The organism is Steroidobacter sp. (assembly GCF_016790065.1).
GTDB lineage: Bacteria > Pseudomonadota > Gammaproteobacteria > Steroidobacterales > Steroidobacteraceae > Steroidobacter.
This window is the reverse complement of the sequence record NZ_JAEUPY010000075.1, coordinates 13,783-35,136: the sequence shown is the minus strand read 5'-3', so window position 1 is coordinate 35,136 and position 21,354 is coordinate 13,783. Positions and strand designations below refer to the sequence as shown.

The following is a 21,354-nucleotide window of genomic DNA, read 5'->3' as shown; positions in this document are numbered from 1 at the left end:
TGTCGTCGGTAATGGTGTGCACGTCTTTCTCGAGGCTTTCGGGCTGAGATTTCTTACGATTTGAGTCGGACATTTACGTGAGGCTCCCCGCTAATCAGCGTTGTGCCAGGCGCAGGATCAGGCAGCCGTTGGCATACACCTGTTCCAGCAACTGATAACGACCTTCGGGCAGCGAGATGCGCCGCTCGAAGCGCCCATAAGGAATTTCCAGCCGGTGAACGGCAGTCGCGTGGCTGGTGACCGGCAACGCGCGCGCGGCGCTGACGATCAACAGTCCGCTGTCCGTGCGGACCTCGATGTCTTCGGCGGCAACGCCGGGTAACGCCACAGCGACTCGCACCTCGTTGCCATAAGCGAGGATGTCGATAGGTGGCTCCCAGCGCGGCTCGGCTGCGACCGCGTGGCCGAAGCGAAAGAACTGGCGCTGCAGCTGTTGGGCTCGCTCCAGCATTTCGCAGGCCTCGGCCCACATCCAGGACGGCGGGTTACGAATGGCCATGGTTGAGTTCCTGCAAGGTCATGGCGAGTAGGTGGGGCCGCGCGTACGACTATCAAGAACGGTTGCTCGTACCAGTAAACTCTCGCCACTGCCGGTCAGGTCCCTCGAGCCCAATGTCCAATCGTTTCGACGCCCGCTTCTATCAGCGCTTCTATATGAATCCCCGCACGCGGGTTACAAGCCGTGAGGAAATGGCCCGCCGCGGCCGGATGGTGGCCGCGCTGGTCCAGCAACTGGAGTTGCCGGTGAAGCGAATTCTCGATGCGGGTTGCGGACTTGGCTGGTTTCGCGAGCCCTTGCTCGCGACCTTTCCCAAGGCGACTTACGTGGGCTTGGAAGTGAGCGAACACTTGTGTCGCGAGCACGGCTGGGTGCACGAGTCGCTGGCCAAGTATCGGCCGCGCGCAGCGTTCGATCTAATCGTGTGTTATGACGTGATGCAGTACTTGTCTGACCGCGAAGCGACGCAGGCGATGGCGAATCTGGCGCGCCTCGCGCGCGGTGCTTTGTATTTTCACGCGCCGACTCAGGAAGATTGGCGCGACAACGCCGATCGCGACACCAGCGACAGCGACATCAATCTGCGAGGCGCGAGTTGGTATCGCTCGCGCCTGGAACGACATTTCGAGCACGCCGGCTGCGGCGTGCATGTCCGTCGAGGTGTCGCCTGGGGTCAGTGGGAACTGGAACGCAGCGGTTAAGCGCCGTGGCCGTTCCAGAACGGATCCGCTTCCGGATCCGACCCCCATTGGCCATCCAACAACTCGATGAAGCTTCGCACCTTGGTCGCCAGATACCGGCGCTGCGGATAAATCAAATAGATCCCCAGCGAGCCGGCATCGTAGTCGGCCAGCACCTGTCGTAAGGCGCCGGCCTTGAGCTCCTGATGAACGTTGAAGGTCGGCTGTAGCGTCACGCCTTGGTCGCGTAGCGCCGCTTGCTTGAGTAACTCATTGCTGGTCGCGCGTAACGTTCCCAACGCCTGCACCACCGAATTGCGCCCGTCGCGCTCGAAGCGCCACTGTTGTGAAGTGGGCGCGGTATCGGTGAAGGCCAGGCAGTTGTGCTGGAGCAAGTTCTCCGGGATCTCCGGCTGCGGATTCTTTTGCAGATACGCCGGCGACGCGCAGGCCACCAATCTGGAGGTGGCGAGTTTGCGCGTGGTGAGATTGGTGCGCAGATGGCCGCTGGCACGAACCGCCAGATCGAAACCTTCTTCCACCAGATCCACGAAGTGATTGCTGACCGTGACTTCGAGCCGCACGTCGGCATGCCGCGAGGAATATTCCAGCAGCAGCGGTCCGACGTGCGACAGATCGAAGGCACCCGAGACGCAAATCTTCAATGAGCCGCGCGGCACGGCGTTGTTGGCGCCGGCCACGGCTTCCGCCTCTTCGATGTCCTCCAGAATCTGCACACAACGCTGGTGATAAAGCTGACCGACGTCAGTGAGACTGAGTGAATGGGTGGAGCGATTCAACAGACGCGAGCCCAACTCCTGTTCCAGGTGCCCGATGTACTTGGTCACCATCGGCGCCGACACGCCCATGCGCCGTGCTGCCTCCGCGAAGCTTCCCAATTCGACCACTCTCGCCAACGCCACCATGCAGGTGAACTTATCCATCTTTCTTTCCCCCCAGGAAAGATTCCATTGCCCGACAGGCATCGCTGCTGATCCAGGCGAAATCCGGTTCGCCTCGGCACCAATCGGCGGGTTCATTTTTTCACGGCGCGCTCACGGTTGGGCCAACAGTGCGCTCACGCCAACCCGCTAATTTCTGTGCATCACAAGCGGATTAGTGCACTTGCAGCAGTGTGATTGCAATAACGATGCGACGGTGGGGTTGCCGCACGAGTAGTGAGCAGCGTGCGCGACGCTCCGATTCATGACTGAGAATTCATGAATGTCATTCCCTTCGCCTCGTTTATCGGCCTCGGCGCTTTGTAGAAAGTAGCGCCAAGGACAAAACATCGACAGGCAGCAGCAGCGTGGCAAAAAACGCGGCGCGAATGGGAAAGGTACGGTTATGTCGACAACGAACAATATTGGCTGGGCCGCGCAATTGCGCTGGGCAACGCTAGCGGCGTTAGGCACCGCTGCATTGGTAGTTACGAGCAACGAAGCGCGCGCACAGACCAATGAGGACGGCCCGATCACCGAAGTGGTGGTTTCCGATCAGCGCCTCGGCTGGTTCGAGGGCATTGATGCAGTGCGAGTACAGATCGACAACGATTTGTTTGCCGGCGATAACCAGGACCGCGATTACACCGGCGGCATGAGCATCACTATTTCCGGTGAGCGCGCCCGCGACGGCCTGTTGTCGCTCGATCCGCTGCTGCGGCGGTTGGACTCAGTCGCGTTCGACGCAACCAAGTCAGATGTTCACTATGCGCGGCAGATTGGTCTATTAGCTTTCACGCCCAGCAATACGCTGGTGTCTGAAGTGCAGCCGGATGATCGGCCGTACGCCAGCCTGCTGTACATCGCGAATGGTCGGGTCACGGTGGATGCCGACGACCGTGGCGCGTGGACCAGCAACCTAACTATCGGTGTGCTCGGCCTGTCTGTCTCGGAACGCTTGCATAGCGCGGTTCATGAGTTGGTCGGGTCGGAAGCGCCGCGTGGGTATGATCATCAGATCTCCGCGGGTGGCGAGCCGACGGCGCGCTACACCCTCGCCCGCCAGAAATTATGGATTGCCGATCCGAGCGGCCACATCGATGTGAAGACCACCGTGCAGGGCAGTGTTGGTTTCCTCACGGAAGCCAGCGCGTCGATCTCCGTGCGCGCGGGTCGCTTCAATTCGCCCTGGTGGGGTTTCGCGCCTGAGCTCACGGATTACATGTCCGCGCCGGTGCCGAGTGAGAGTTATCGCGGCGGTCGGGAGATGTATGTATTCCTCGGCGCTCGCGTGAAAGCTCGTGCATACAACGCGTTCCTGCAAGGCCAGTTTCGCGATAGCGAGGTCCGCTATACCTCAAATGAGGTGCAGCCGCTGCTCGCCGAAGCGTGGATCGGCGTGGTTACGCAGATCCTGGACCAGACACAGCTCAGCTACGCCCTGCACTACCAGACCGCCGAATTGCGCCACGGCGCGGCGTCCCGCGATGCCCTGTGGGGCGCGGTACAGCTGACGCACGCTTTTTAAGTTTTCCTCGACCCGCTCCCTGCACTGGCCCACCTCTGGTGGGCCTTTTTTATTTGGAGCGAGGCATGCGCACACCTTTCAGGCCGGTGTGCTGAGTACGGAATTTGGTTGGCTTCACTGGCGCGCCCTTGCTTGGCGTTGCCTGCGTCGCGCCGGCGCGCTTCGCGTTCTGATCCGCCGGGCGCTGCGTGCCTGAATGCTTACCGTTCGGAGCCGGTGCGCCGCTGCGCGGTGCGTGCTTCGAGCGATGTCCTTCGTGCGCATCACCCGTTCCCAGCGGCTGCCAAGCCGGAATCAAGTGATGCTTGCCCGCGCCGATCAAATCCGCTCGGCCCATGCGACGTAAAGCGTCTCTAAGAATCGGCCAGTTGTTGGCGTCGTGGTATCTCAAGAACGCCTTGTGCAACCGACGCACCTTCAAGCCCTTTGGAATGTGCACTTCTTCACTGCTATGAGTGACCTTGCGCAGCGGATTCTTTCCGGAATGCCACATCGCCGTGGCCGTTGCCATCGGTGACGGCAGGAACGCCTGCACCTGATCCGCGCGGAAGCCGTTCTGCTTCAACCACAGCGCCAGCTCGAGCATGTCCTCATCGGTGGTGCCCGGGTGCGCGGCGATGAAGTAAGGAATCAAATACTGTTCCTTACCCGCTTCCTTGGAAAACTTCTCGAACAATTCTTTGAAGCGGTAATACGTGCCGACGCCCGGCTTCATCATCTTGGACAACGGCCCTTCGCCAATGGCCTCGGGCGCGATCTTCAGATAACCGCCGACGTGATGCTGAACCAGCTCCTTCACATACTCCGGCGATTCCACCGCCAAGTCGTAACGCACGCCTGAGCCGATCAGGATTTTCTTGATTCCTGGCAGGGCGCGGGCGCGTCGATACAAATTGATCAGCGGCGTGTGATTGGTGTTGAGGTTCGGGCAAATGCCCGGGAAAACGCACGACGGCTTGCGACACGCCGTTTCGATCTCACGTGACTTACACGCGAGTCGATACATGTTCGCAGTCGGGCCGCCGAGGTCTGAGATCACGCCGGTGAAGCCGGGCACGGAGTCCCGGATGGTCTCGATCTCCTTGATGATGGAGTTCTCGGACCGGTTTTGAATGATGCGACCTTCGTGCTCGGTGATCGAGCAGAAAGTGCAGCCGCCGAAGCAGCCGCGCTGAATCGCGATCGAGAACCGAATCATCTCGTACGCGGGGATTTTGTTCGTGCCCTTCTGCTCGCCGTAGAACGGATGCGGCACGCGCTGATAAGGCAGCTCGTAGATCGCGTCCATTTCTTTCATGCTCAACGGCAGCGGTGGCGGGTTCAGCCACACATCGACGTTGCCGTGCCGCTGTACCAGCGAACGGGCGTTACCCGGATTGGATTCGAGATGCAGGATGCGAGAGGCGTGCGCGTACAAAACCGCATCGTCACGCACGGCCTCGAACGCAGGCAGGCGAATGAAAGACTGCGCCCGGTCCGCAGTGGGCACCTGGCGGTGAAACTTCACGACCTTGGCGACTGGCTGCTTCGCAGCCGTCGCGCAGGACGGCGCGCTATCGCTCGCCGGCACTTGGCCATGAGCAGCCATCGTGCTTGGCGATGTGCTCGTTGGCGCTACACCAACTGCCTGTGTTCCTAGCAAGGCGACATCTTCATCATCATCTTCAGCTGCTGCGTTATTCGCTGCCGCAGCCATCGCCGCTTTCGACTTGGCATCGTTTGCTTGATACGGGTCGATGGGCGGATTCAGCGGTCCGGGCTCATCGATGCTGGTGGAATCGATCTCCGTCCACCCTTCCGGCGCCGCTTGCCTTACGAAGGCCGTGCCTCGCAAATCATCGATCTGATCGACAGGCGTGCCTTTCGCCAAGCGATGCGCGATCTCGATGATCTGCCGTTCGCCATTGCCATACACCAGCAAGTCCGCCTTGGCGTCCAGCAACACCGACCGTCGCACCTTCTCCGACCAATAGTCGAAATGCGAAATGCGCCGCAGGCTGGCTTCGATGCCCCCGATCACGATGGGCACATCGTTGAAGGCTTCACGCACTCGCTGCGAATAAACGATCACGGATCGGTCCGGCCGCTTACCGCCCTCGCCGCCCGGCGTGTACGCGTCGTCGCTACGAATGCGTCGATCCGACGTGTAGCGGTTGACCATCGAATCCATGTTCCCGCCGGTGATGCCGAAGAACAGATTCGGTTTGCCCAGCCGCCCGAAGTCCTCAGCCGAGCGCCAATCGGGCTGCGCGATGATGCCGACGCGGAAGCCCTGCGCTTCCAGCACCCGGCCGATGATGGCCATGCCGAAACTGGGATGGTCCACATAGGCGTCGCCGGTGACCACGATGACGTCGCAACTGTCCCAGCCGAGCGCGTCCATCTCCTCCTTTGACATGGGCAGGAACGGGGCCGTCCCGAAGCGGGACGCCCAGTGCTTGCGGTAGGAAAAGAGTTCGCGCGGAGCGGGCTGCATGACGGACAGTGAATACCATACCGGCCACGGGACTGAAGGCCGGAAAAAGGGGCCGAATCTTACGCTATTTGCGCGCCAATCTCGCCCGGCTAGGGCTGACAGCCGCCGCCAGCGCCCGCTTACGCGCGGCCGCGGTCACCGTGGAGACGTAGGGAGAATCCTTATCGAAGCAGCGCCAAGGCTTGTGGGCCCAGTCCCCGGCGTAATCCACCCCAATCCGGGGTGCCCGGGCCACCCTTGGCGCCCGATATCGGGTCGGTTTCTCCACCCACAAGGTATTTCCCAGCAAATCCGCGCCGTTCAGGCTGCGATCGATATGCAGCGCACGACATAACAGGCCCGGGCCGTGGGTGGTCCCGGTGATGCCCTTCACCGGCTCCAACCCCCGCAACAGCACCGCATGCGGCGTCCCGTCCGCTGCCGACACGAGGTTCAAGCAATTCCAGAAGCCGTAGATCAGGTACACATAGGCGTGCCCAGGCGGCCCGAACATCACCTCGGTCCTGCGCGTCCGGCCCTTCGCCGAATGCGCCGCCAAGTCCTGCGGCCCCTTGTACGCCTCGGTCTCGACGATCCTGCCGACCTGCTCCCCCTCCGGCCCGTGGTGGATCAAATGCATGCCCAACAGATCGCGGGCGACCAGCAAGGTCTCTCTGGCGTAGAAGTCGCGGCTAAGCTTGGTGGACATCCGAACGCTCTACAGACTCAATAGGGTTCGGCACGAACGCTAGCTTTCGCAGCGAATATCACATGGGTCGCGGTGGTGCCGCCCTGACCGGAGGAAATGTTCGGGCTCGACCACAGCGTCTCGCCATCCAGCAGTGACACGATGAGGTTGGACTGCGGCGCATAGATGCGTTCCGAATCGACGGTCTGGAAAGACTTCATGTTCGGCAGTGTCAATGAACGGATCTGTTGGCCAGCGCCATTGACGATGATGCTGCCGTTGTAGCGCGGCGGAAATGCGCTGCCGACATACCGATGTATCAGCAGCCGATCGTCGTCGATCCAGCCCACTGCCATGCCGAGCACTGCGGTTGCATGGACTCCGTTAACGAAAATATTCGTGGCAGTGCTGAGCGATTCGCCACCATCGGGGGCAGCTATCAGGGAGCCATTCGGGGACAGATGGATGGGCACGGCGTCAGCAGCGAACGCGTTCGTTAGCGCATCCGACCATATGATCGCCCCGCCGTTCACAGGATAGACTTCTCTGCTGATGGTGCTGCCGTTCACGGCCGTGCTCAGAACTCTGCCGAACACTTGCCCCGACGCCGACAGGGAAAAGTCGAACGCCCAGGGAACGATGGACATCTCATACGGTTCCTCACGCAGTACGGTCTGCAACGGCAAGGAAAAGATTTTCAGCGTCCGGTCGCGTGCGTACTGCGCGCCATGCTCGCTGCCCATGCCGGCCAGCACCGTGCCGTCCGCGGACAGCTGCAACTTGGAGCTGGAGAAATCGATCGTGCCCTCGAGCTGTCTGGTGGCAGCACTGAAATACAACACGCTGCCCGAGGCTGTGGCGACTGCGATGCGCTCGGCATTGGCGGCGATGGCCCACGCCTCGCCAAAACCAAAATATCTGGTCGAGCTGGGAGTGGTGCTGCTGGCCGCGACCACTCCAGATGCATTGCCTATCAACCATTCGCCACTCGCGCCGGCGCAGTACGCCGAAGCGTAAATGAGCGGTTGAGTGTGATCGGTCTTTACCGGCGTCACCGCCGCCAAGTCGACGATGCTGAAGTCCGGATCCCCATACTCGAGAATGCCAATCGTATTTGCCGACGGCACCACGCGAGCCAAAGTCGTAAGTGGGAAACTGGCTGCGGGTGAGGCGCTCGCTCCTACGGAATAGATATCCAATTGTCCCGGCGCATTGCGAGCGATCCAGAACCAATCGCCTTGACCGGTGAGCTGATCGACAGCGGGCAGCGCGCGCAGGTCCTCTTGTGTGCCGCTGGCAGAATAAACCCAGACCGTGTTGGCAACGGTCGTAAGGAAACGAGCGCCATCCCGAAACCACGAATGGAATTGGCCGTTGAATTGCGCGCTGGTCGACACGGCGGTGGCCAAGACGATGGTTTCGAGCCGATCGGGGCCGGCAGCGCCGTTCGCAACCCGCAATTCCGTGGGCGCCGCGAAAGTTCGTGCGGATTCATAGTTGCCGGAGCGGGAAAGAAGCTGCTGTCCGGTTCGCGCCCACGCTGTTATTCCGCTCGCCGTGCCTGCGGCAACATAGCTACCGGTCGTTGCGAGTTTCCACCAAGAGGCGGTCGTCGCAAGAGTGGCGATAACGTCGCCGTCGCTGGCATCACGCACCTCCAGTCCGGTGCCGACGCGTACCACGAGAGTGTTAGCTGCGAGATCGACGAATTCTTCGCAAGCTGCCTCGGTGCACGTCACGTCGCCTCGCGCCAGGCTGGCAGTGCTGCTTGCATTCCACAACACCCAATGACCGAACCTATCGATGCTGAGTATCCGATTGCCGCTGCGGCGAATGGACACGAGGCCGTCGCTGTGCCCCAGGTCGAGCAGTACGCCGGAATCGACGGCAATAGTCAGATCGAAGCGATCGCTGCCAGAAACATTCTGTGCCGTGATCGAATAGGTGGCGGCTGCGCCAGGCGTCGTCGGTGTGCCGCTGATCGAGCCATTGGTCGTATTGAACGTCAGCTCGGCGGGCAGGGCCGAGTTGATCGACCAGCTGATGACGGTGCCGCCGCTGTTGATCGGAATGACGGAGGTTGTAGGTACTCCGCTAGTGAAAGTGTATGCCGAACGGCTGTAGCTGATGTCGGGTGCGGCGTCATTGACCGTGATTGCGACACCGGCTGTGGTCGCGCCGGATGTGTTGCTCGCTGTCACCGTGTACGTCGCGGTGGTTGCTGGCGTCGTCGGTGTTCCTGAGATCACGCCTGTGGTGGAGCTGATCGTCACGCCGGCCGGCAGCGCAGGGCTCACCGCGTAGCTGGTAACGCTGCCAGTCACGGTCGGGTTCAGTGCCGTGATCGGCTGCGACACCATGAAAACAGCTGGGGAGGGATAGCTGAGGTTACTGGGTGCGGTGACTGTCGGCGTATTGCTGCCACCACCGCCGCCACCGCATGCAGCCAACAGCGCCATTACCGATAGCCACGAGATTCGTGCGCGCACGTTGCTCTGCCTTTGTAAATAATCCGATTGCACACGCCCGCCAGGAACGTGTCTCGAGCCATTGTAGTACCGCCGGGGCCGGCGACAAAGATTTCCGGAGGATGACGGATCAAACGATCTTGAATGACAACCATTGGGTTGCGCGTGAGCTGGGTGGGAGTTATATTGCAACCACTTGGTTGTCAGTGAGGTTCTTCGACATGCACACCATCGAGCGACAAGTTGTATTGCGCGCGCCGCGCAGTCGCGTGTGGAACGCGCTCACCGACATCAAGAAATTTTGCGAATGGTTTGGCGTGGATGCGGTCGAGGGTGTGTTTCAGCCGGGCGCCAAGGTTCGTTTGCGAGCGCCGCCGCAGTACGGCGGCGATTTCGATCTCACGGTGGAGCAAATGCAGCCGGAGCATTTGTTTACTTGGCGCTGGCATCCGGGTGCGCGCGATGCGTCGGTGGACTATGAGAAGGAGCCGACCACGCTAGTCGTGTTCAAGCTGGCCGATGCGGAAGGTGGCACGTTGCTGACCATCACCGAGTCAGGTTTCGACGCCATTTCGCTCGCACGACGTGCGCGTGTGTTCGGCGACAACAGTGAGGGATGGACGGAGCAGGTCAAGAATCTGGAGCGCTATGTCAGTCAAGCGTCCTGAACTCAGAGTCAAAGCATCGGCGCCGATTTTCGCGGCGCTGGGCGATGAGACGCGGCTGCGGTTGGTGATATTCCTATCCGCGGCCGGCCCGTCGTCCACCGCAACGTTGACTGCAAATGTCGAAGTCACTCGCCAGGCAGTGGCCAAACATTTGCGCGTGATGAAAGAGGCGGGCTTGGTCAGCAGCGTCTATCAAGGCCGCGATAGCGTCTGGCAGATCGAAGCGTCACAACTGGAAGAAGCGCAGCGCTGTATCGAGCTGCTCACTGCACGCTGGGATCAAGCGATCGATCGCTTGCGGGCTTTAGTAGAAGAGTAGGGCTGGACGACTCAGCGGCTCGGCCAATGGCCATGCATCTGCATCGTGTCCAGCTCAATCACGCCGTTCTTGAGGTCGGCGGACTTGAGCGTGATGCGCATCAGTTCGAGCGAGTCGCCGCGCTCGTGGTAATAGAACACTGAGCTGCGATGTTCGTCGCGAGTGGCGCGAGGAATCACGAATTCGTTGAAGCCAACTTCGTCGACCAGCGGGCCACAGCTGAGCTGCGCGCCACTGAACTGGACTGTAATGTGTGCAGCTTCAAGATCGCTGCCATCGACGATGCTTTTGCAGGTCACGCGAAAGCGCGGCGGCAGGCCCGCGACACTGGCCAGTACATCTACGGATTCGCCGACGCGGACACGAATCAATTTACGAGTACGGTCGACTCGCTGCGAATCGGCGACCTTAATCGTCGGCGAATCACGGTAAACGATGGGAGCAGGCGGGCGAGTCGACGTCCGGGCGGCATGTGCCGGCGTGTGCTGGCGACGCCAATACACCGCACCGACCACGAAGGCGGCCATCAGACTGACCGCGAGCCATAACTGTTGCAGCACGTCTTCCATTTCACATCGAGCGACGCAGAAAGGACCGTCCTGGTTCCTTGGGTTCGGCAAGTCAGCGCGCCGGTCGCGCGTTGACCCATGGATCAAGTTGTGGAAAGTGTTCCGAAGATGTGAGCTAAAAGCGAGCAAGTACGTCACAGGATTGACGCACTCGGGCACTCGCCGGGCAACTTGTGACGCGGTTATTCCCTAGCCAGCGCGGCCAGGTGTTGCAACAAGTGCCATTCGTGCGGAGCTTGATGCTCGGCGACGCGCGCGATTTTTGTCAGCTCCGTCAGCATATCGCTGCGGCGGGCTTGCAAGGTTGGCTGTGCGAAGCGCAGCTCAGAGAACAATAATTCGCTGACTTGTGAGGCCGACCACGAGCGTGGCGGCCGCATCAGTGAGGGCGTCGGCAGGAAACCTAAGTACACAGCGCCATTCGCCGACGCGCTGATGTTGGCCAAAGTGAGCTGCAGCTCACACATTGCCGCCGACAAACGCTCCGCCATCTGCACAAAGGAACGAGCGACACCCAACAGCGAGTTGGCAATCGCGCCGGCATCGCCGAGCAATGCTTCTTCCAACTGACTGCGGAGGGAAGATTCTACGCGCACGATTTGCCACAAGCGGAAACGATCCTGGCCATCGGCGGCGAGCACGATGCAGCGCTGTTTAGACAATAATTCAGTGCCGGCCACGTGCTGGCGAGCCCATTGCACCAGTTCCGCTCGGCCGGCTTCGATGTTGTCGAAGACGGCGCCGGCAGCGGAATGCAGCCACCAGCGATGGTCGATGGTCCCGGACCAGCCGCCTTCGTTGTCCTGCTGCAGATGAGCCGGGCTTGCGGAGGTTTCATGCAGGATCAAGCGGCCGTCGACCGGTGGCCAGACCAAGCCGCTGGCGACTTTTTCGTTGGGCACGGCGGGTCGACGGTCGTTGCTGACATGCGTCGCTGGTGCGGCGAGCTGGCTGTCGCTGGTGACATGGTCAGCGGCAGGCGCCGGCTGAGCATCGTTCGTGATATTTGCCGCTGGCCCGGACTGCACGAAAGACTGTGCGGCTGGCTGTGCCGGCACGTCCACATTCGCCTGCATCGCCTCTTGCAACGCTTGCGACGCCATCGACGTGTGTTGCACGTCATGCATGCGGGTGTGTGTGAGCTTGCCGGATTCGGTCGCGAGATCGAGCGCGCCACTTTCGGCTTGCTGTAACTCTTCTAACAGATCCGCGGCAGTATTGATTTTGGGTGGCGCAGTGGCGAGTGCGCCGCTGCGCATGAGTTCACGCACTCGATCCAGCGCCAGGCGCACGGCGAACACAAATGTCTCACGAACCCCCGAGCTTTCGGTGGCAACGGATTCGATGATGGCACTGCGTAGCTCGAGTTGATCGAGCATGCTTCGCAGCTGAGGCAAGGACACCGCGTCCGGCAGATCTCGTTTATTGGCTTGTAGAACGATGCCGATGGGCGGGCCGGCAACACTCTTCAAAACGCTACGCAGCGCGCCGAGATAACGCCGGTCCGCTTCGAAGCCGGCAGGGGAGCTGTCGCCGACGAACACGACCACGTCGGCGCTTTCCAACAGACGTCGCCGGCGCGGCGCCAACGTCGCCTGGCCCGGCACGCTAACGATCTGACAGCGAATGCGACGGCCTTCGAACAGCCCGCCGGTGTAGTCGAGCCAATCGAAATACAAGGTGCGGCCATCGAGATCTGCAGGCGAATACACGCCCGCGCCCAAGCCACGACCGAGCGTGGCGACGCTCGTGGTCTTGCCGGCCATAGGTGCGCCGTCATAGACGACGCGTATGACTACGCAGTCGTCCTTGGGATCGATAACCGCCATGATTTATCCACCGGACGCTGCGACAGCGAAGCGGCGGCGCGAACTGCTCAGGCCGGGAGGCCGTTGCAATGTTTGTTCACGGCGTTACGCAGGATGGCGAGGTTCGTGGTGCTGCGATCGGCCGCCAGATACAGGAACGACGTGCCACCGGGCAGCAGCTTGATCAGATGGAACTGATCGGTCAGCGTCAGCAGCATGTCTTCCAGCGACACTTTCAGGTTCAGCGCGCGCATGATTTTCAGCTTCTGTTTCACCAGTTCGCTGTTATAGGCGCTAGCCACGGTCAGATCGAAATCGCCGCGATTGGATTTCGCTGCCAGCGTCATCCCGGACTCCAGATCCACCGCCGCCGTGGCGATCACGCCGTTCACGTCGGCTTCGATCTTGGCGATGGTTTCCATCAAAATCTTTTCGCTAGCCATGCACGCTCCCGAGAATTCCAGATATGAAATCAGGGCGGCCAGCTCGCAGCTCGCCGCCCGGGATGAGTTAGAAGCTCAGCGAGGTTTCCGCATCCGCGCACGAGCGACGCGCCAACGCCAGGTTGGAGCGAGCTTTGTCGAGCACCAGATACATGAAGATGCCGGGCTTGGCGGCCACCGGGCGAATGATGTGGTACTGCTTGCTCAGCGTGATCAGGATGTCTTCGATGGCATCGTTCAAGCCGAGGCTTTTCATCGTGCGCAGCTTGGCACGCACCACTTCGGTATTACCCGCAGCGGCCAGTTCGAGATCCAGGCCGGTGCCGGCGCTGCCCAACATCATGCCGCTGTTCGCATCCACCAGCGCCGCACACAGCGCGCCATCGATGCGCAACAGATCTTTCAACGAATCGGAAACGGAAGCCATCGCAATACTCCTTGACCAGCTCGGGTTACATAACCATGAGTGACATAAACGTCAGTGTAAACGGTGCCGACAGGGTCTCAATCAGCGCCAGTACTCATTTCTGTAGACTCGTTTCCAGCTTCTTGGCCAGATTGCGCGAGGCCCACAAGAGTTTGCCCAGCAGCTCGCCGCTCTTGGCCACGATGGCCAGCGATAAACGTTGCGTGCCGGCCAGACCGACGATCAGCACGGTGCCGCTGTCGGTCTCGATGATCAGATTCCGGTTCTTGGCCAGGCCGGCTTCGCGCGTCAGCGCTTCGGACAAGGCTTGCATGGAGCTGCTCATCGCCGCGATCTTGGGTGTCATGGCCAGATTCGCCGGATAGGAAGCCACTTCGAAGCCGTCGCCAGAAGTCAGCACGGCGAGCAGCACATCGGCATTGGCCGAGGCGAAGGCTTCCAGGTGATGCGCGCCGAGGCGCACCAGGTTGGCGTCGAAACGTTGATTAGGCTGGCTCATTTTCAATCTCCGGCTGACGCACTTCGAGCGTCGCCAGCAAGGTCTCTATCAACAACAGCACGTCTTCGCGCTTGCGCACGTCGACACTGAACATCGGGGCGGAAAACTGCAGCGCTTCGAGCACGCGCATGCAGGCTTCGATTTGCGCGTTGTCGTCGGGCCGAGTGCGGCCTACGCCGATCACGAACGGTTGCTCGGGCGCGATACGACGGAACACTTCGGTGTAAGTCTTCAAGTCATCGAGTACCGCCGGGCTGGAGCCGTCGAGCAACAGAATCACGCCCATGGCGCCGCGGCCGATGATCTCCCACATGAAAGAGAAACGCTCCTGACCCGGCGTGCCATACAGACGTACTACGGTGCCGTCCTCTAGACCGATCTGGCCGAGGTCCAGCGCCACCGTGGTGGACTCCTTGGCGAAGCTCTGTTGATCGTTGTTGCGCATCTCCGTCGACACCGGCGGAAAGTCGCTGACTGCGGTAATGGCAGTGGTTTTGCCGGCCCCCATCGGGCCGGTGAAAACAATTTTGAGCTCCGATGCCACGCTCATTAGAGCCCTCCGATTCGCAAGTGCTTGCGCATGTTGCGCAGGAATTGTTTGAAGCCGCCAGTAGGAGTGGGCGCACTGGGTTCGGTGCGCGTCGCTTTCGGCGGCGGCGAGACGACTTGTGCTGCTTCGATCAATGCGCAGCTGGCCAGAGCATTCAACGTGCGCGCCACTTGATCGACGCTGGCCTGCGCTTGCGCGGCCAGTTTGCCGAGCGTTGCGGCACCAGTTTCGAGCGCTGCGACGATGCGAAGCTGCGCGGTGAGCTCGACCGCATCGGCGACCCGCAGACGGCCGAAATCCGGCCAACGAATCAATCGATACAGCGTCTTGTCGTTCAACCACGGTGCCAGCGACGTGCTCGCGTGATACGTGGCAAACCAGAACAACTCATCGCCGGGCCGCGCCGGCAGATTGCCCGGCGGCGGCGTGCCTTTCTGTAACGCCAATCCACTCAGATCGAGCGTGTCGGCGCGAATCGCAGCGGCTGTAGCACCGTCGCACACATAGCGGCCCACATCGCCTCGCAGCCAAAGAAACGGTCCTTGCGCGCCCTTACACATGAGCCACAACGAACCGTTGTTCACGGTGCGCAAGGTGCGTAGCGCTTCGACGAACGACCATGGATCGGCGCCGGCCTTGCTGGCTTTTTCTTTGAGCGGTGCAGGTGGCGGAGCTGCGGGAGTCGGGGTGTGAGTGCTCGCGCGAGTTTCCATTTCCGCTTCGACACGCTCCAGCATGCTGAGCACTTGCACGGCCGGAAACGGATAAACCAGCGTGCGTGGCCCGGCGGGATGGCGCTTTTCGTCGGTGCTGAGCACGACGATGTGTTTGCCTTGCTGGGTCCAGCGGTCGAGATTGTTGGCCGGCTCGGAGTGATGCACGACCACGATATCGGCCGAGGCGGCCGGCGTCGTGATCCAGTTGGAGCGGGTGGTGCCTTTGAAGACCCACAACACCGAGTCGAACAACTGCACGGCATGTGCGGCCTGTTCTTCACCGCCGCTCGGTTTGATGAGCGCGATGCGCCGCTCGGGACCCGAGCCAGCCGAGCTTGATTGCGTGCTCATGAATGCGCGCTACCGGCGTCCTTGAACACCAGCTCGATCGCAATCCATGAGGATCCACACCAACCAGGTGTGGCGGTAACAGCAACCATGAGTTCCTCGAAAAAAGCAGCGTGCGGCCTCGCTGGTCCTTTGCGAGTAACCCTTTGTGCGGCGAAACATTAGAGACCGCGGTGGCCCACGGCTGTGATGAAATTCACTCTGTGAGGCGAATTCTTGCTTCAGGTTGGCGCTTGGTCGGTGCGGTCACATCGAGCCGCGTTCACAAGACGCCCAGCGCCAATCCGGCGCTCAGGGTTTGACCCAATTCGGCGCAACGTTGCAGATCGGCGACGCTGGGCTCGCCCTTGACGATCAGCGCTTCGGCGCAGGGTTTCCAGCGATAACCGAGCGCGATACGTTCGATGGACGCGACTGCGCCGCTGCCATCATTGCCGGCACTGACGAAGATCGCATAAGGCAGGCCGTCGACCCGACCCTGAACCGGATAGAAGGTGCGATCGAAAAAATCCTTGATGGCGCCCGCCATGTAGCCGAAGTGCTCGGGCGTGCCGATCAGCAAGCCGCTGGCCCAGAGCAAATCGTCGATGCCGGCGGCCAACGCCGGCAACGCACGCAACTCGACGTCCTCACCGGCATCCGCCACCCCACGTTTGACGGCTTCCACCAGCGCATGCGTGCGGCCGCCGGCATGGCCGGCGTAGATCAGCAATAGATGCGGTCGACTTGAGGACGGTAAGGCGGAAGACATCTGCTACAGTTCTCGATCACCGTAACTCGTTGCACGGAGTTCCGAATGTATACCGTTTCGCGACCGCTCCGGTCGCTGTCGACTGTGATTCTTTCAGCTGCCTTGCTCACCGCGATGGCGGCCTGCAAACCCAAGGAGCCGAAGCCGGTGCCGACGCCGGAAGCGGCCAGTCCGGTCAGTGCTGAAGCGAAGGCGGCTTCTGCACAAATTACCGGCGATTACTTGCGGGACCAGATCACCAAGTTCTCCTCCGATGAATTCGAAGGGCGCGGTCCTGCCACGCCGGCCGATGCCAAGGCGCGCCAGTATCTGGCGGATCAGCTCAAGGACATCGGCTTCGCACCGGCCGGTAGCGGCGATAGCTATCAGCAAGCGTTCGACGTGGTCGGGCTGACGGCGCAAATGCCCAAGCAGTGGTCGTTCAAGAAAGGCGGCAAGACCGCATCGTTCAAGTGGTGGGATCAGTACATCGCGGGCAGCGGTGTGCAGGCCGACAAAGGCTCCATCAAGAATGCCGAAGTGGTGTTCGTGGGCTACGGCATTCAGGCGCCCGAATTCGGCTGGGACGATTTCAAAGGCCAGGATTTGAAGGGCAAAGTGCTGCTGATGTTGAACAACGATCCCGATTGGGATCCGCAGCTGTTCGCTGGCGACACGCGTCTGTACTACGGCCGCTGGAGCTACAAGTACGAAAGCGCCGCGCGTCAGGGAGCAGCGGGCGCGATCATCATTCACACCACGCCGTCGGCGGGCTATCCGTTCCAAGTCGTGCAGACGTCGTGGACCGGTGAGCAAGTCGAATTGCCGGCCGGCCCCGAGCCGCGCATTCAAGTGAAGAGCTGGCTCACCGAGGAGGCTGCGCGTGAGCTGGCGACGCTCGGCGGTCAGGATCTGGACAAGTTGACCGCAGCGGCCAAATCCAAGGATTTCCAGCCGGTGCCGCTCGGGGTCACTACCTCGTTCGACTTCAAGACCAAGCTGAATCGTTCCAGCACTGCGAACGTTTACGGCGTGCTCAAAGGCAGCGATCCGCAGCTCAGCGATGAGTATGTAATTTACACTGCGCATCACGATCATCTCGGCGTCGGCGAGCCGGATGCGGAAGGCGACAAGATCTTCAACGGCGCGTTGGACAACGCGTCCGGTGTCGCTCAGTTGCTCGCCATTGGTAAAGCGTTCAAAGCGCTGCCGCAGCCGCCGAAGCGCTCGGTGATGCTGTTATTCGTGGCAGCCGAAGAGCAGGGCCTGTTGGGCTCGCAGTTCTATGCCCAACATCCGACCGTGGCGCCCGGCAAGATCACCGCCAACATCAATGTCGACGGCGGCAACATCTGGGGCAAGGCCAAGGACATCGTGTTCGTCGGCAAGGGCAAATCCAGCATCGACGATTACGTCGACGCCATCGCCAAGCTGCAGGATCGAATCGTGACCCCGGATCAATTCCCGGATCGCGGCTTCTTCTATCGTTCCGACCAGTTCAACTTCGCCAAGATCGGCGTGCCGGCGCTGTATCTGGATACCGGCACTCAGTTCATCGGCAAGCCGGAAAACTGGGGCAAGGAACAGCACGAGCTGTACGAAGCCAAGCACTATCACCAGCCCTCGGATGAAATCGCCGCTGACTGGGTCTTCGAGGGCATGGTCGAAGATGCGCAGTTGTTGTTCTACGTGGGCAACAACGTCGGCAATGCTTCGGCCGCGGATGCGCCGAAGTGGCTGCCGGGCGATGAGTTCGAAGCGGCTCGCAAGGAGTCGCAGGCGCAGCTCACGACCAAGACGGAGTAAGCATTAGAAACATTCACCAGGGTTCATGGTTGAGCCCTGGTGAATTCAAGCCTCGAACCAGCAGCCCAATTCTCGGGCCAGCGCTTCACGCGCCACCGCCGCATCTTTCTCTTCGATCGCGTGAACGGATTGCGCGTCCACACGCGCGCCAGTGCGCGTTCGACTTTGCACCACAAGCGACTGCGTCCGCAGTCGGAATCAGCCCCTCAACAGCACGCGTAACTGGCTCTGCCGGCGAAGATTTTTACCCTTTTTCGGGCCGCTTTGGGGCGCCCAACGGACTGACTTGCAACGACAATCTTGATTTGTCAGACATTTTGCAGTTAGCATTTGTCTGAGAAATTAAAACCGTCCTGGATGGCAGCCGTGGGGGATATCGTGGTGGCCAAGAAGATCGGAATCGGTTCGGCGTCCGCCGTGGCGGCGCTTTCTTTGTCGGTGAGTGCGTTTGCTCAGCAGAGCTCGACGCCGCAGTCGACCGAGCTGGAAGAAGTCATCGTCTCCGGCGTGCGTGAGAGCTTGGTGCAAGGCCTGGCAAACAAACGCGAAGCGGTCCAGGTGGTGGAATCCATCGTCGCCGAGGACATCGGCAAGCTGCCGGACAACAACGTCGTCGAAGCCTTGCAACGTATCGCCGGTATTCAAATCTCGAATCGGGGCGGCGGGGAAGCCGAAGCCATCGTGATTCGCGGCTTGAACGACACCACGACCACGTGGAATGGCCGCAACGTATTCACCGCGTCGCCGCCGCCAGCCTCGGGCCGTCAGCTGGCGCTTCAGGATATTCCGGCAAATTTGATCAGCAAGGTCGACGTGTACAAAACACGCGCGGCCGATCAGTTGGAAACCGGCCTGGCCGGCCAGATCGATGTTTCGACGCGCCGCCCGTTCGACTTCGACGGTTTTGAAATGTCACTCAACGCGCGCGCCACGACGCAGGAACAGCGTGAAGACATCGATCCAAACGCCAGCTTGCTGATTGCAAACAACTGGGACGTGGGCGGAGGCAAGTTCGGTGTGATGGCCAATGCCAGTTACTCGCGCGTTCGTTATCGCGATCAAAGCGTGACTGCCGGCGCGCTCGTGCCGTTCGCGACAGCCAACAATCCGCCCGCAGGTTTGAACTGTAATGGCAGCGGTACTGCTGCCAACTGGACGCCGCTCGAGCGTATTTTCAACGGTGATTGCCGCGTGTCCGAAGATCCGATCTGGCAGGCCGGCACCGACGCGGGCTTGTCGACTGCACCTGGCTCGACGCTCAGTTTCAACGGTGTGAACTATCCGTACGTGTTGGGCCGCGATGCTTTGTTCGCCAGCGATCTGGAAGGTGATCGCAAGCGTCCCGCCGCTACACTGGCTGTGCAGTGGGCGCCGAACGATACTTCCGAATACACCTTCGAAGCCTTCTATCAAGGGTATCGCGAAGAAACATTCAACAGTCTGCACTTCACGTTCGCGGATTGGTGGGGCTCGCTCGGCGCCAACCCAGCGTCCACGGTGACGTACTACCCCGGCACGAACCTGATCAAGACGCGCACCGTTGGCGCGCCGTTCGGCTTCAACAGCGGCGATGCCACCAAGAGCGACACCGACACTTTCGTGTACGCGTTGAACGGCAAGTGGCAGATCGGCGATAAGTTGGCGCTGTCGGCGGATCTGTCCATTCAGGACAGCGAATACAACACTCGCTTCATCGCCGTGCGCACCGAGCGCGTGCCCGGCTCGATCACGCTCGACTTCAATGCGGGCAACGGCATTCCGTCCTGGCATTTCAACAACGACGCTGAGATGTTGAGTCCATCGACGTGGACCGTCGGTGCGTTGTTTCAGAACCGCGGTCGCCAGAAAGGCGGCGCCGAAACGCTACAAGTCGACGGCGACTATCAGCTAGGCGATGGCTTGTTCCGCCAGCTCAGCTTCGGTGTGCGCTACGACGATCGCAGCGCTGAATCGTTCAGCCCGCGGCCTACGCCGGAACCGTTCCTCGGCCGTAACATGTCGACGTTGCCTTCGGGAATGATCAGCACCAACAGCGGCTTCTTCGACGGCGAGGGCAACATCCCGACCGCTTGGGCTGTGATCAACGGTTACTACTTGCTCGATCACGCGGCCGAAGTTCGCGCGCTGTACGGCGTGCCCACCGGCGGTCCGTCGTTGTTGCGTGCCTTCGAAGTCCAGGAAGCTACTGCTTCCGCGTACGTGCAGACGGACATCGAGATCGGCAAGTTGCAGGGCCAGTTCGGCTTGCGTTACGTGACTGTCGATACCGATATGGACTTCCTCAACATCATCGGCGGCGATCGCTCGTCAGCCAGCAAGAGCGTCAGCGATCTACTGCCTTCGCTGACGCTGCGTTATGCGCTCACCGATCAGGTCACGCTGCGCTTCAACTACGGCGAAACGTTGCGTCGGCCGGCGTTCAACGATTTGAATTCCAACTTCGCGCTCACCGGCGACCTGACCGGCGTGGGCTACGGCACCGGCACCAGCGGCAACCCGGATCTGGAACCGGCCACGGCCAAGAACTACGACCTCACCGCCGAGTGGTACTTCGCTTCAGACAGCGCGATTTACGGCACGCTGTTCCGTCGCGATCTGGAAGGCTTGGTGGTGCCGCTGACTCGACGCGTCACCATTCCCAACACCGGCTTGAACACCAGTTCGTTCGTGGTCACGCAGCCGGTGAATGCTTCGGACGGCAAGCTGGAAGGTATCGAACTCGGCTTCGTGTACTTCCCGGAATATTTGCCCGGCATCCTGAAGGGCCTGGGCGTGACCGGCAGCTTCACCAAGCTGGACTCGGATCAGACCATCCCGCTCACCAGCGCCGACGGTCAGATCATCGGCACCGAAGATGTGGCCATCTTTGGTGTCTCCGACACTTCGTACAACATCACCTTGGCGTATGACCGGGCCGGTTTGGGCGCGCGGCTGTCCTATGTGTGGCGCGACGATTTCCTGGATCGTAACGAAGCGCGCATCTTCGCCAACCCGATCGGCATCTGGCGGCAGTCGGAAGCCAGCCTGGATCTGCAGCTGTCCTATGACATCAACGACAAGCTGGCGGTGTCGTTCGATGCGGTGAATCTCACCGAAGAAATGGAGCAGTCGTACTACGCCTTCGGCTCCGCCGGCGGCCCGTCGACCCATAACTTCGGCAACTTGCTGATCAGCCGGTCGTTCGCTCTCGGCGTGCGCTGGCGGTTGTAAGA

At 60.9% G+C, this 21,354-nt stretch carries 19 protein-coding genes; 6 read left to right on the top strand and 13 right to left on the bottom strand.

Going from position 1 to position 21,354, the window contains the following annotated elements:
* Positions 1-94: 94 nt before the first annotated feature.
* Positions 95-499, bottom strand: coding sequence for an Hsp20/alpha crystallin family protein (locus JNL55_RS03100; protein WP_293849118.1), 405 nt, complete (start codon positions 497-499; stop codon positions 95-97).
* A gap of 113 nt (positions 500-612) precedes the next feature.
* Here JNL55_RS03100 and JNL55_RS03095 point away from each other — a divergent pair, with 113 nt between their 5' ends.
* The gene (locus JNL55_RS03095) at positions 613-1,200 is read left to right on the top strand and encodes a class I SAM-dependent methyltransferase (protein WP_293849116.1); all 588 of its coding nucleotides are present in this window, start codon (positions 613-615) and stop codon (positions 1,198-1,200) included.
* On the opposite strand, the gene JNL55_RS03090 is transcribed toward JNL55_RS03095, so the two are convergent.
* The gene (locus JNL55_RS03090; protein WP_293849114.1) at positions 1,197-2,123 is read right to left on the bottom strand and encodes a LysR family transcriptional regulator; all 927 of its coding nucleotides are present in this window, start codon (positions 2,121-2,123) and stop codon (positions 1,197-1,199) included. The two genes, JNL55_RS03095 and JNL55_RS03090, sit on opposite strands and share 4 nt — an antisense overlap.
* Before the next feature lie 403 nt (positions 2,124-2,526).
* On the opposite strand from JNL55_RS03090, the gene JNL55_RS03085 reads away from it, so the two are divergent.
* Positions 2,527-3,648 carry a lipid A deacylase LpxR family protein gene (locus JNL55_RS03085; RefSeq protein WP_293849112.1) on the top strand — a complete coding sequence of 374 codons (1,122 nt, stop codon included), beginning with the start codon at positions 2,527-2,529 and terminating at the stop codon, positions 3,646-3,648.
* Positions 3,649-3,697: 49 nt separating this feature from the next.
* On the opposite strand, the gene JNL55_RS03080 is transcribed toward JNL55_RS03085, so the two are convergent.
* From JNL55_RS03080 to JNL55_RS03070, 3 genes are all read right to left on the bottom strand, one after another.
* Positions 3,698-6,124 carry a YgiQ family radical SAM protein gene (locus tag JNL55_RS03080; protein WP_415922991.1) on the bottom strand — a complete coding sequence of 809 codons (2,427 nt, stop codon included), beginning with the start codon at positions 6,122-6,124 and terminating at the stop codon, positions 3,698-3,700.
* Positions 6,125-6,188: 64 nt separating this feature from the next.
* Complete coding sequence (locus tag JNL55_RS03075; RefSeq protein ID WP_293849109.1) at positions 6,189-6,812, bottom strand: DNA-3-methyladenine glycosylase; 624 nt, start codon at positions 6,810-6,812, stop codon at positions 6,189-6,191.
* A 17-nt stretch (positions 6,813-6,829) separates the two neighbouring features.
* Positions 6,830-9,280: an Ig domain-containing protein gene (locus JNL55_RS03070; RefSeq protein WP_293849106.1), complete on the bottom strand. Its 2,451-nt coding sequence runs from the start codon at positions 9,278-9,280 to the stop codon at positions 6,830-6,832.
* Positions 9,281-9,480: 200 nt separating this feature from the next.
* Between JNL55_RS03070 and JNL55_RS03065 the strand changes: the two genes are divergently transcribed.
* Together JNL55_RS03065 and JNL55_RS03060 are read left to right on the top strand one after the other, a co-directional pair.
* Positions 9,481-9,927 (top strand): SRPBCC family protein, encoded by a 447-nt coding sequence (locus JNL55_RS03065; protein ID WP_415922993.1) that lies wholly within the window; start codon positions 9,481-9,483, stop codon positions 9,925-9,927.
* Positions 9,908-10,246: an ArsR/SmtB family transcription factor gene (locus JNL55_RS03060; protein WP_293849102.1), complete on the top strand. Its 339-nt coding sequence runs from the start codon at positions 9,908-9,910 to the stop codon at positions 10,244-10,246. The genes JNL55_RS03065 and JNL55_RS03060 overlap by 20 nt, the downstream gene beginning before the upstream one ends.
* An 11-nt stretch (positions 10,247-10,257) precedes the next feature.
* Here the strand turns inward: JNL55_RS03060 and JNL55_RS03055 are convergent, their stop codons facing one another.
* The 8 genes from JNL55_RS03055 to JNL55_RS03020 all read right to left on the bottom strand — a co-directional run bounded on the left by JNL55_RS03055 (position 10,258) and on the right by JNL55_RS03020 (position 16,357).
* Positions 10,258-10,815 carry a hypothetical protein gene (locus JNL55_RS03055; RefSeq protein WP_293849099.1) on the bottom strand — a complete coding sequence of 186 codons (558 nt, stop codon included), beginning with the start codon at positions 10,813-10,815 and terminating at the stop codon, positions 10,258-10,260.
* Positions 10,816-10,997: 182 nt separating this feature from the next.
* Positions 10,998-12,644 (bottom strand): GTP-binding protein, encoded by a 1,647-nt coding sequence (locus JNL55_RS03050; RefSeq protein ID WP_293849097.1) that lies wholly within the window; start codon positions 12,642-12,644, stop codon positions 10,998-11,000.
* 47 nt (positions 12,645-12,691) lie between these two features.
* Positions 12,692-13,066, bottom strand: a complete 375-nt coding sequence (locus JNL55_RS03045; protein WP_293849094.1) for a hypothetical protein — start codon at positions 13,064-13,066, stop codon at positions 12,692-12,694.
* Between the two features lie 67 nt (positions 13,067-13,133).
* Complete coding sequence (locus JNL55_RS03040) at positions 13,134-13,493, bottom strand: hypothetical protein (RefSeq protein ID WP_293849091.1); 360 nt, start codon at positions 13,491-13,493, stop codon at positions 13,134-13,136.
* Between the two features lie 94 nt (positions 13,494-13,587).
* Positions 13,588-13,992 carry a roadblock/LC7 domain-containing protein gene (locus JNL55_RS03035; RefSeq protein WP_293849089.1) on the bottom strand — a complete coding sequence of 135 codons (405 nt, stop codon included), beginning with the start codon at positions 13,990-13,992 and terminating at the stop codon, positions 13,588-13,590.
* Positions 13,979-14,542, bottom strand: a complete 564-nt coding sequence (locus JNL55_RS03030) for a GTP-binding protein (protein ID WP_293849087.1) — start codon at positions 14,540-14,542, stop codon at positions 13,979-13,981. The genes JNL55_RS03035 and JNL55_RS03030 overlap by 14 nt, the downstream gene beginning before the upstream one ends.
* On the bottom strand, positions 14,542-15,609 hold the full coding sequence (locus JNL55_RS03025; protein ID WP_293849084.1) for a hypothetical protein: 1,068 nt from the start codon (positions 15,607-15,609) through the stop codon (positions 14,542-14,544). Before JNL55_RS03025 ends, JNL55_RS03030 begins: the two co-directional genes overlap by 1 nt.
* A gap of 259 nt (positions 15,610-15,868) precedes the next feature.
* Positions 15,869-16,357 (bottom strand): flavodoxin family protein, encoded by a 489-nt coding sequence (locus JNL55_RS03020; protein ID WP_293849081.1) that lies wholly within the window; start codon positions 16,355-16,357, stop codon positions 15,869-15,871.
* A 45-nt stretch (positions 16,358-16,402) separates the two neighbouring features.
* On the opposite strand from JNL55_RS03020, the gene JNL55_RS03015 reads away from it, so the two are divergent.
* On the top strand, positions 16,403-18,142 hold the full coding sequence (locus JNL55_RS03015; protein WP_293849078.1) for a M28 family peptidase: 1,740 nt from the start codon (positions 16,403-16,405) through the stop codon (positions 18,140-18,142).
* Between the two features lie 381 nt (positions 18,143-18,523).
* The gene (locus tag JNL55_RS03010) at positions 18,524-21,352 is read left to right on the top strand and encodes a TonB-dependent receptor (RefSeq protein ID WP_293849076.1); all 2,829 of its coding nucleotides are present in this window, start codon (positions 18,524-18,526) and stop codon (positions 21,350-21,352) included.
* Positions 21,353-21,354: the final 2 nt, after the last annotated feature.

Excerpts from the sequence above, each read along its gene's own strand:
- JNL55_RS03100 (WP_293849118.1), bottom strand. The coding sequence starts at position 499 with ATGGCCATTCGTAACCCGCCGTCCTGGATGTGGGCCGAGGCCTGCGAA.
- JNL55_RS03095 (WP_293849116.1), top strand. The coding sequence starts at position 613 with ATGTCCAATCGTTTCGACGCCCGCTTCTATCAGCGCTTCTATATGAAT.
- JNL55_RS03090 (WP_293849114.1), bottom strand. The coding sequence starts at position 2,123 with ATGGATAAGTTCACCTGCATGGTGGCGTTGGCGAGAGTGGTCGAATTG.
- JNL55_RS03085 (WP_293849112.1), top strand. The coding sequence starts at position 2,527 with ATGTCGACAACGAACAATATTGGCTGGGCCGCGCAATTGCGCTGGGCA.
- JNL55_RS03080 (WP_415922991.1), bottom strand. The coding sequence starts at position 6,124 with ATGCAGCCCGCTCCGCGCGAACTCTTTTCCTACCGCAAGCACTGGGCG.
- JNL55_RS03075 (WP_293849109.1), bottom strand. The coding sequence starts at position 6,812 with ATGTCCACCAAGCTTAGCCGCGACTTCTACGCCAGAGAGACCTTGCTG.
- JNL55_RS03065 (WP_415922993.1), top strand. The coding sequence starts at position 9,481 with ATGCACACCATCGAGCGACAAGTTGTATTGCGCGCGCCGCGCAGTCGC.
- JNL55_RS03060 (WP_293849102.1), top strand. The coding sequence starts at position 9,908 with ATGTCAGTCAAGCGTCCTGAACTCAGAGTCAAAGCATCGGCGCCGATT.
- JNL55_RS03055 (WP_293849099.1), bottom strand. The coding sequence starts at position 10,815 with ATGGAAGACGTGCTGCAACAGTTATGGCTCGCGGTCAGTCTGATGGCC.
- JNL55_RS03050 (WP_293849097.1), bottom strand. The coding sequence starts at position 12,644 with ATGGCGGTTATCGATCCCAAGGACGACTGCGTAGTCATACGCGTCGTC.
- JNL55_RS03045 (WP_293849094.1), bottom strand. The coding sequence starts at position 13,066 with ATGGCTAGCGAAAAGATTTTGATGGAAACCATCGCCAAGATCGAAGCC.
- JNL55_RS03040 (WP_293849091.1), bottom strand. The coding sequence starts at position 13,493 with ATGGCTTCCGTTTCCGATTCGTTGAAAGATCTGTTGCGCATCGATGGC.
- JNL55_RS03035 (WP_293849089.1), bottom strand. The coding sequence starts at position 13,992 with ATGAGCCAGCCTAATCAACGTTTCGACGCCAACCTGGTGCGCCTCGGC.
- JNL55_RS03030 (WP_293849087.1), bottom strand. The coding sequence starts at position 14,542 with ATGAGCGTGGCATCGGAGCTCAAAATTGTTTTCACCGGCCCGATGGGG.
- JNL55_RS03025 (WP_293849084.1), bottom strand. The coding sequence starts at position 15,609 with ATGAGCACGCAATCAAGCTCGGCTGGCTCGGGTCCCGAGCGGCGCATC.
- JNL55_RS03020 (WP_293849081.1), bottom strand. The coding sequence starts at position 16,357 with ATGTCTTCCGCCTTACCGTCCTCAAGTCGACCGCATCTATTGCTGATC.
- JNL55_RS03015 (WP_293849078.1), top strand. The coding sequence starts at position 16,403 with ATGTATACCGTTTCGCGACCGCTCCGGTCGCTGTCGACTGTGATTCTT.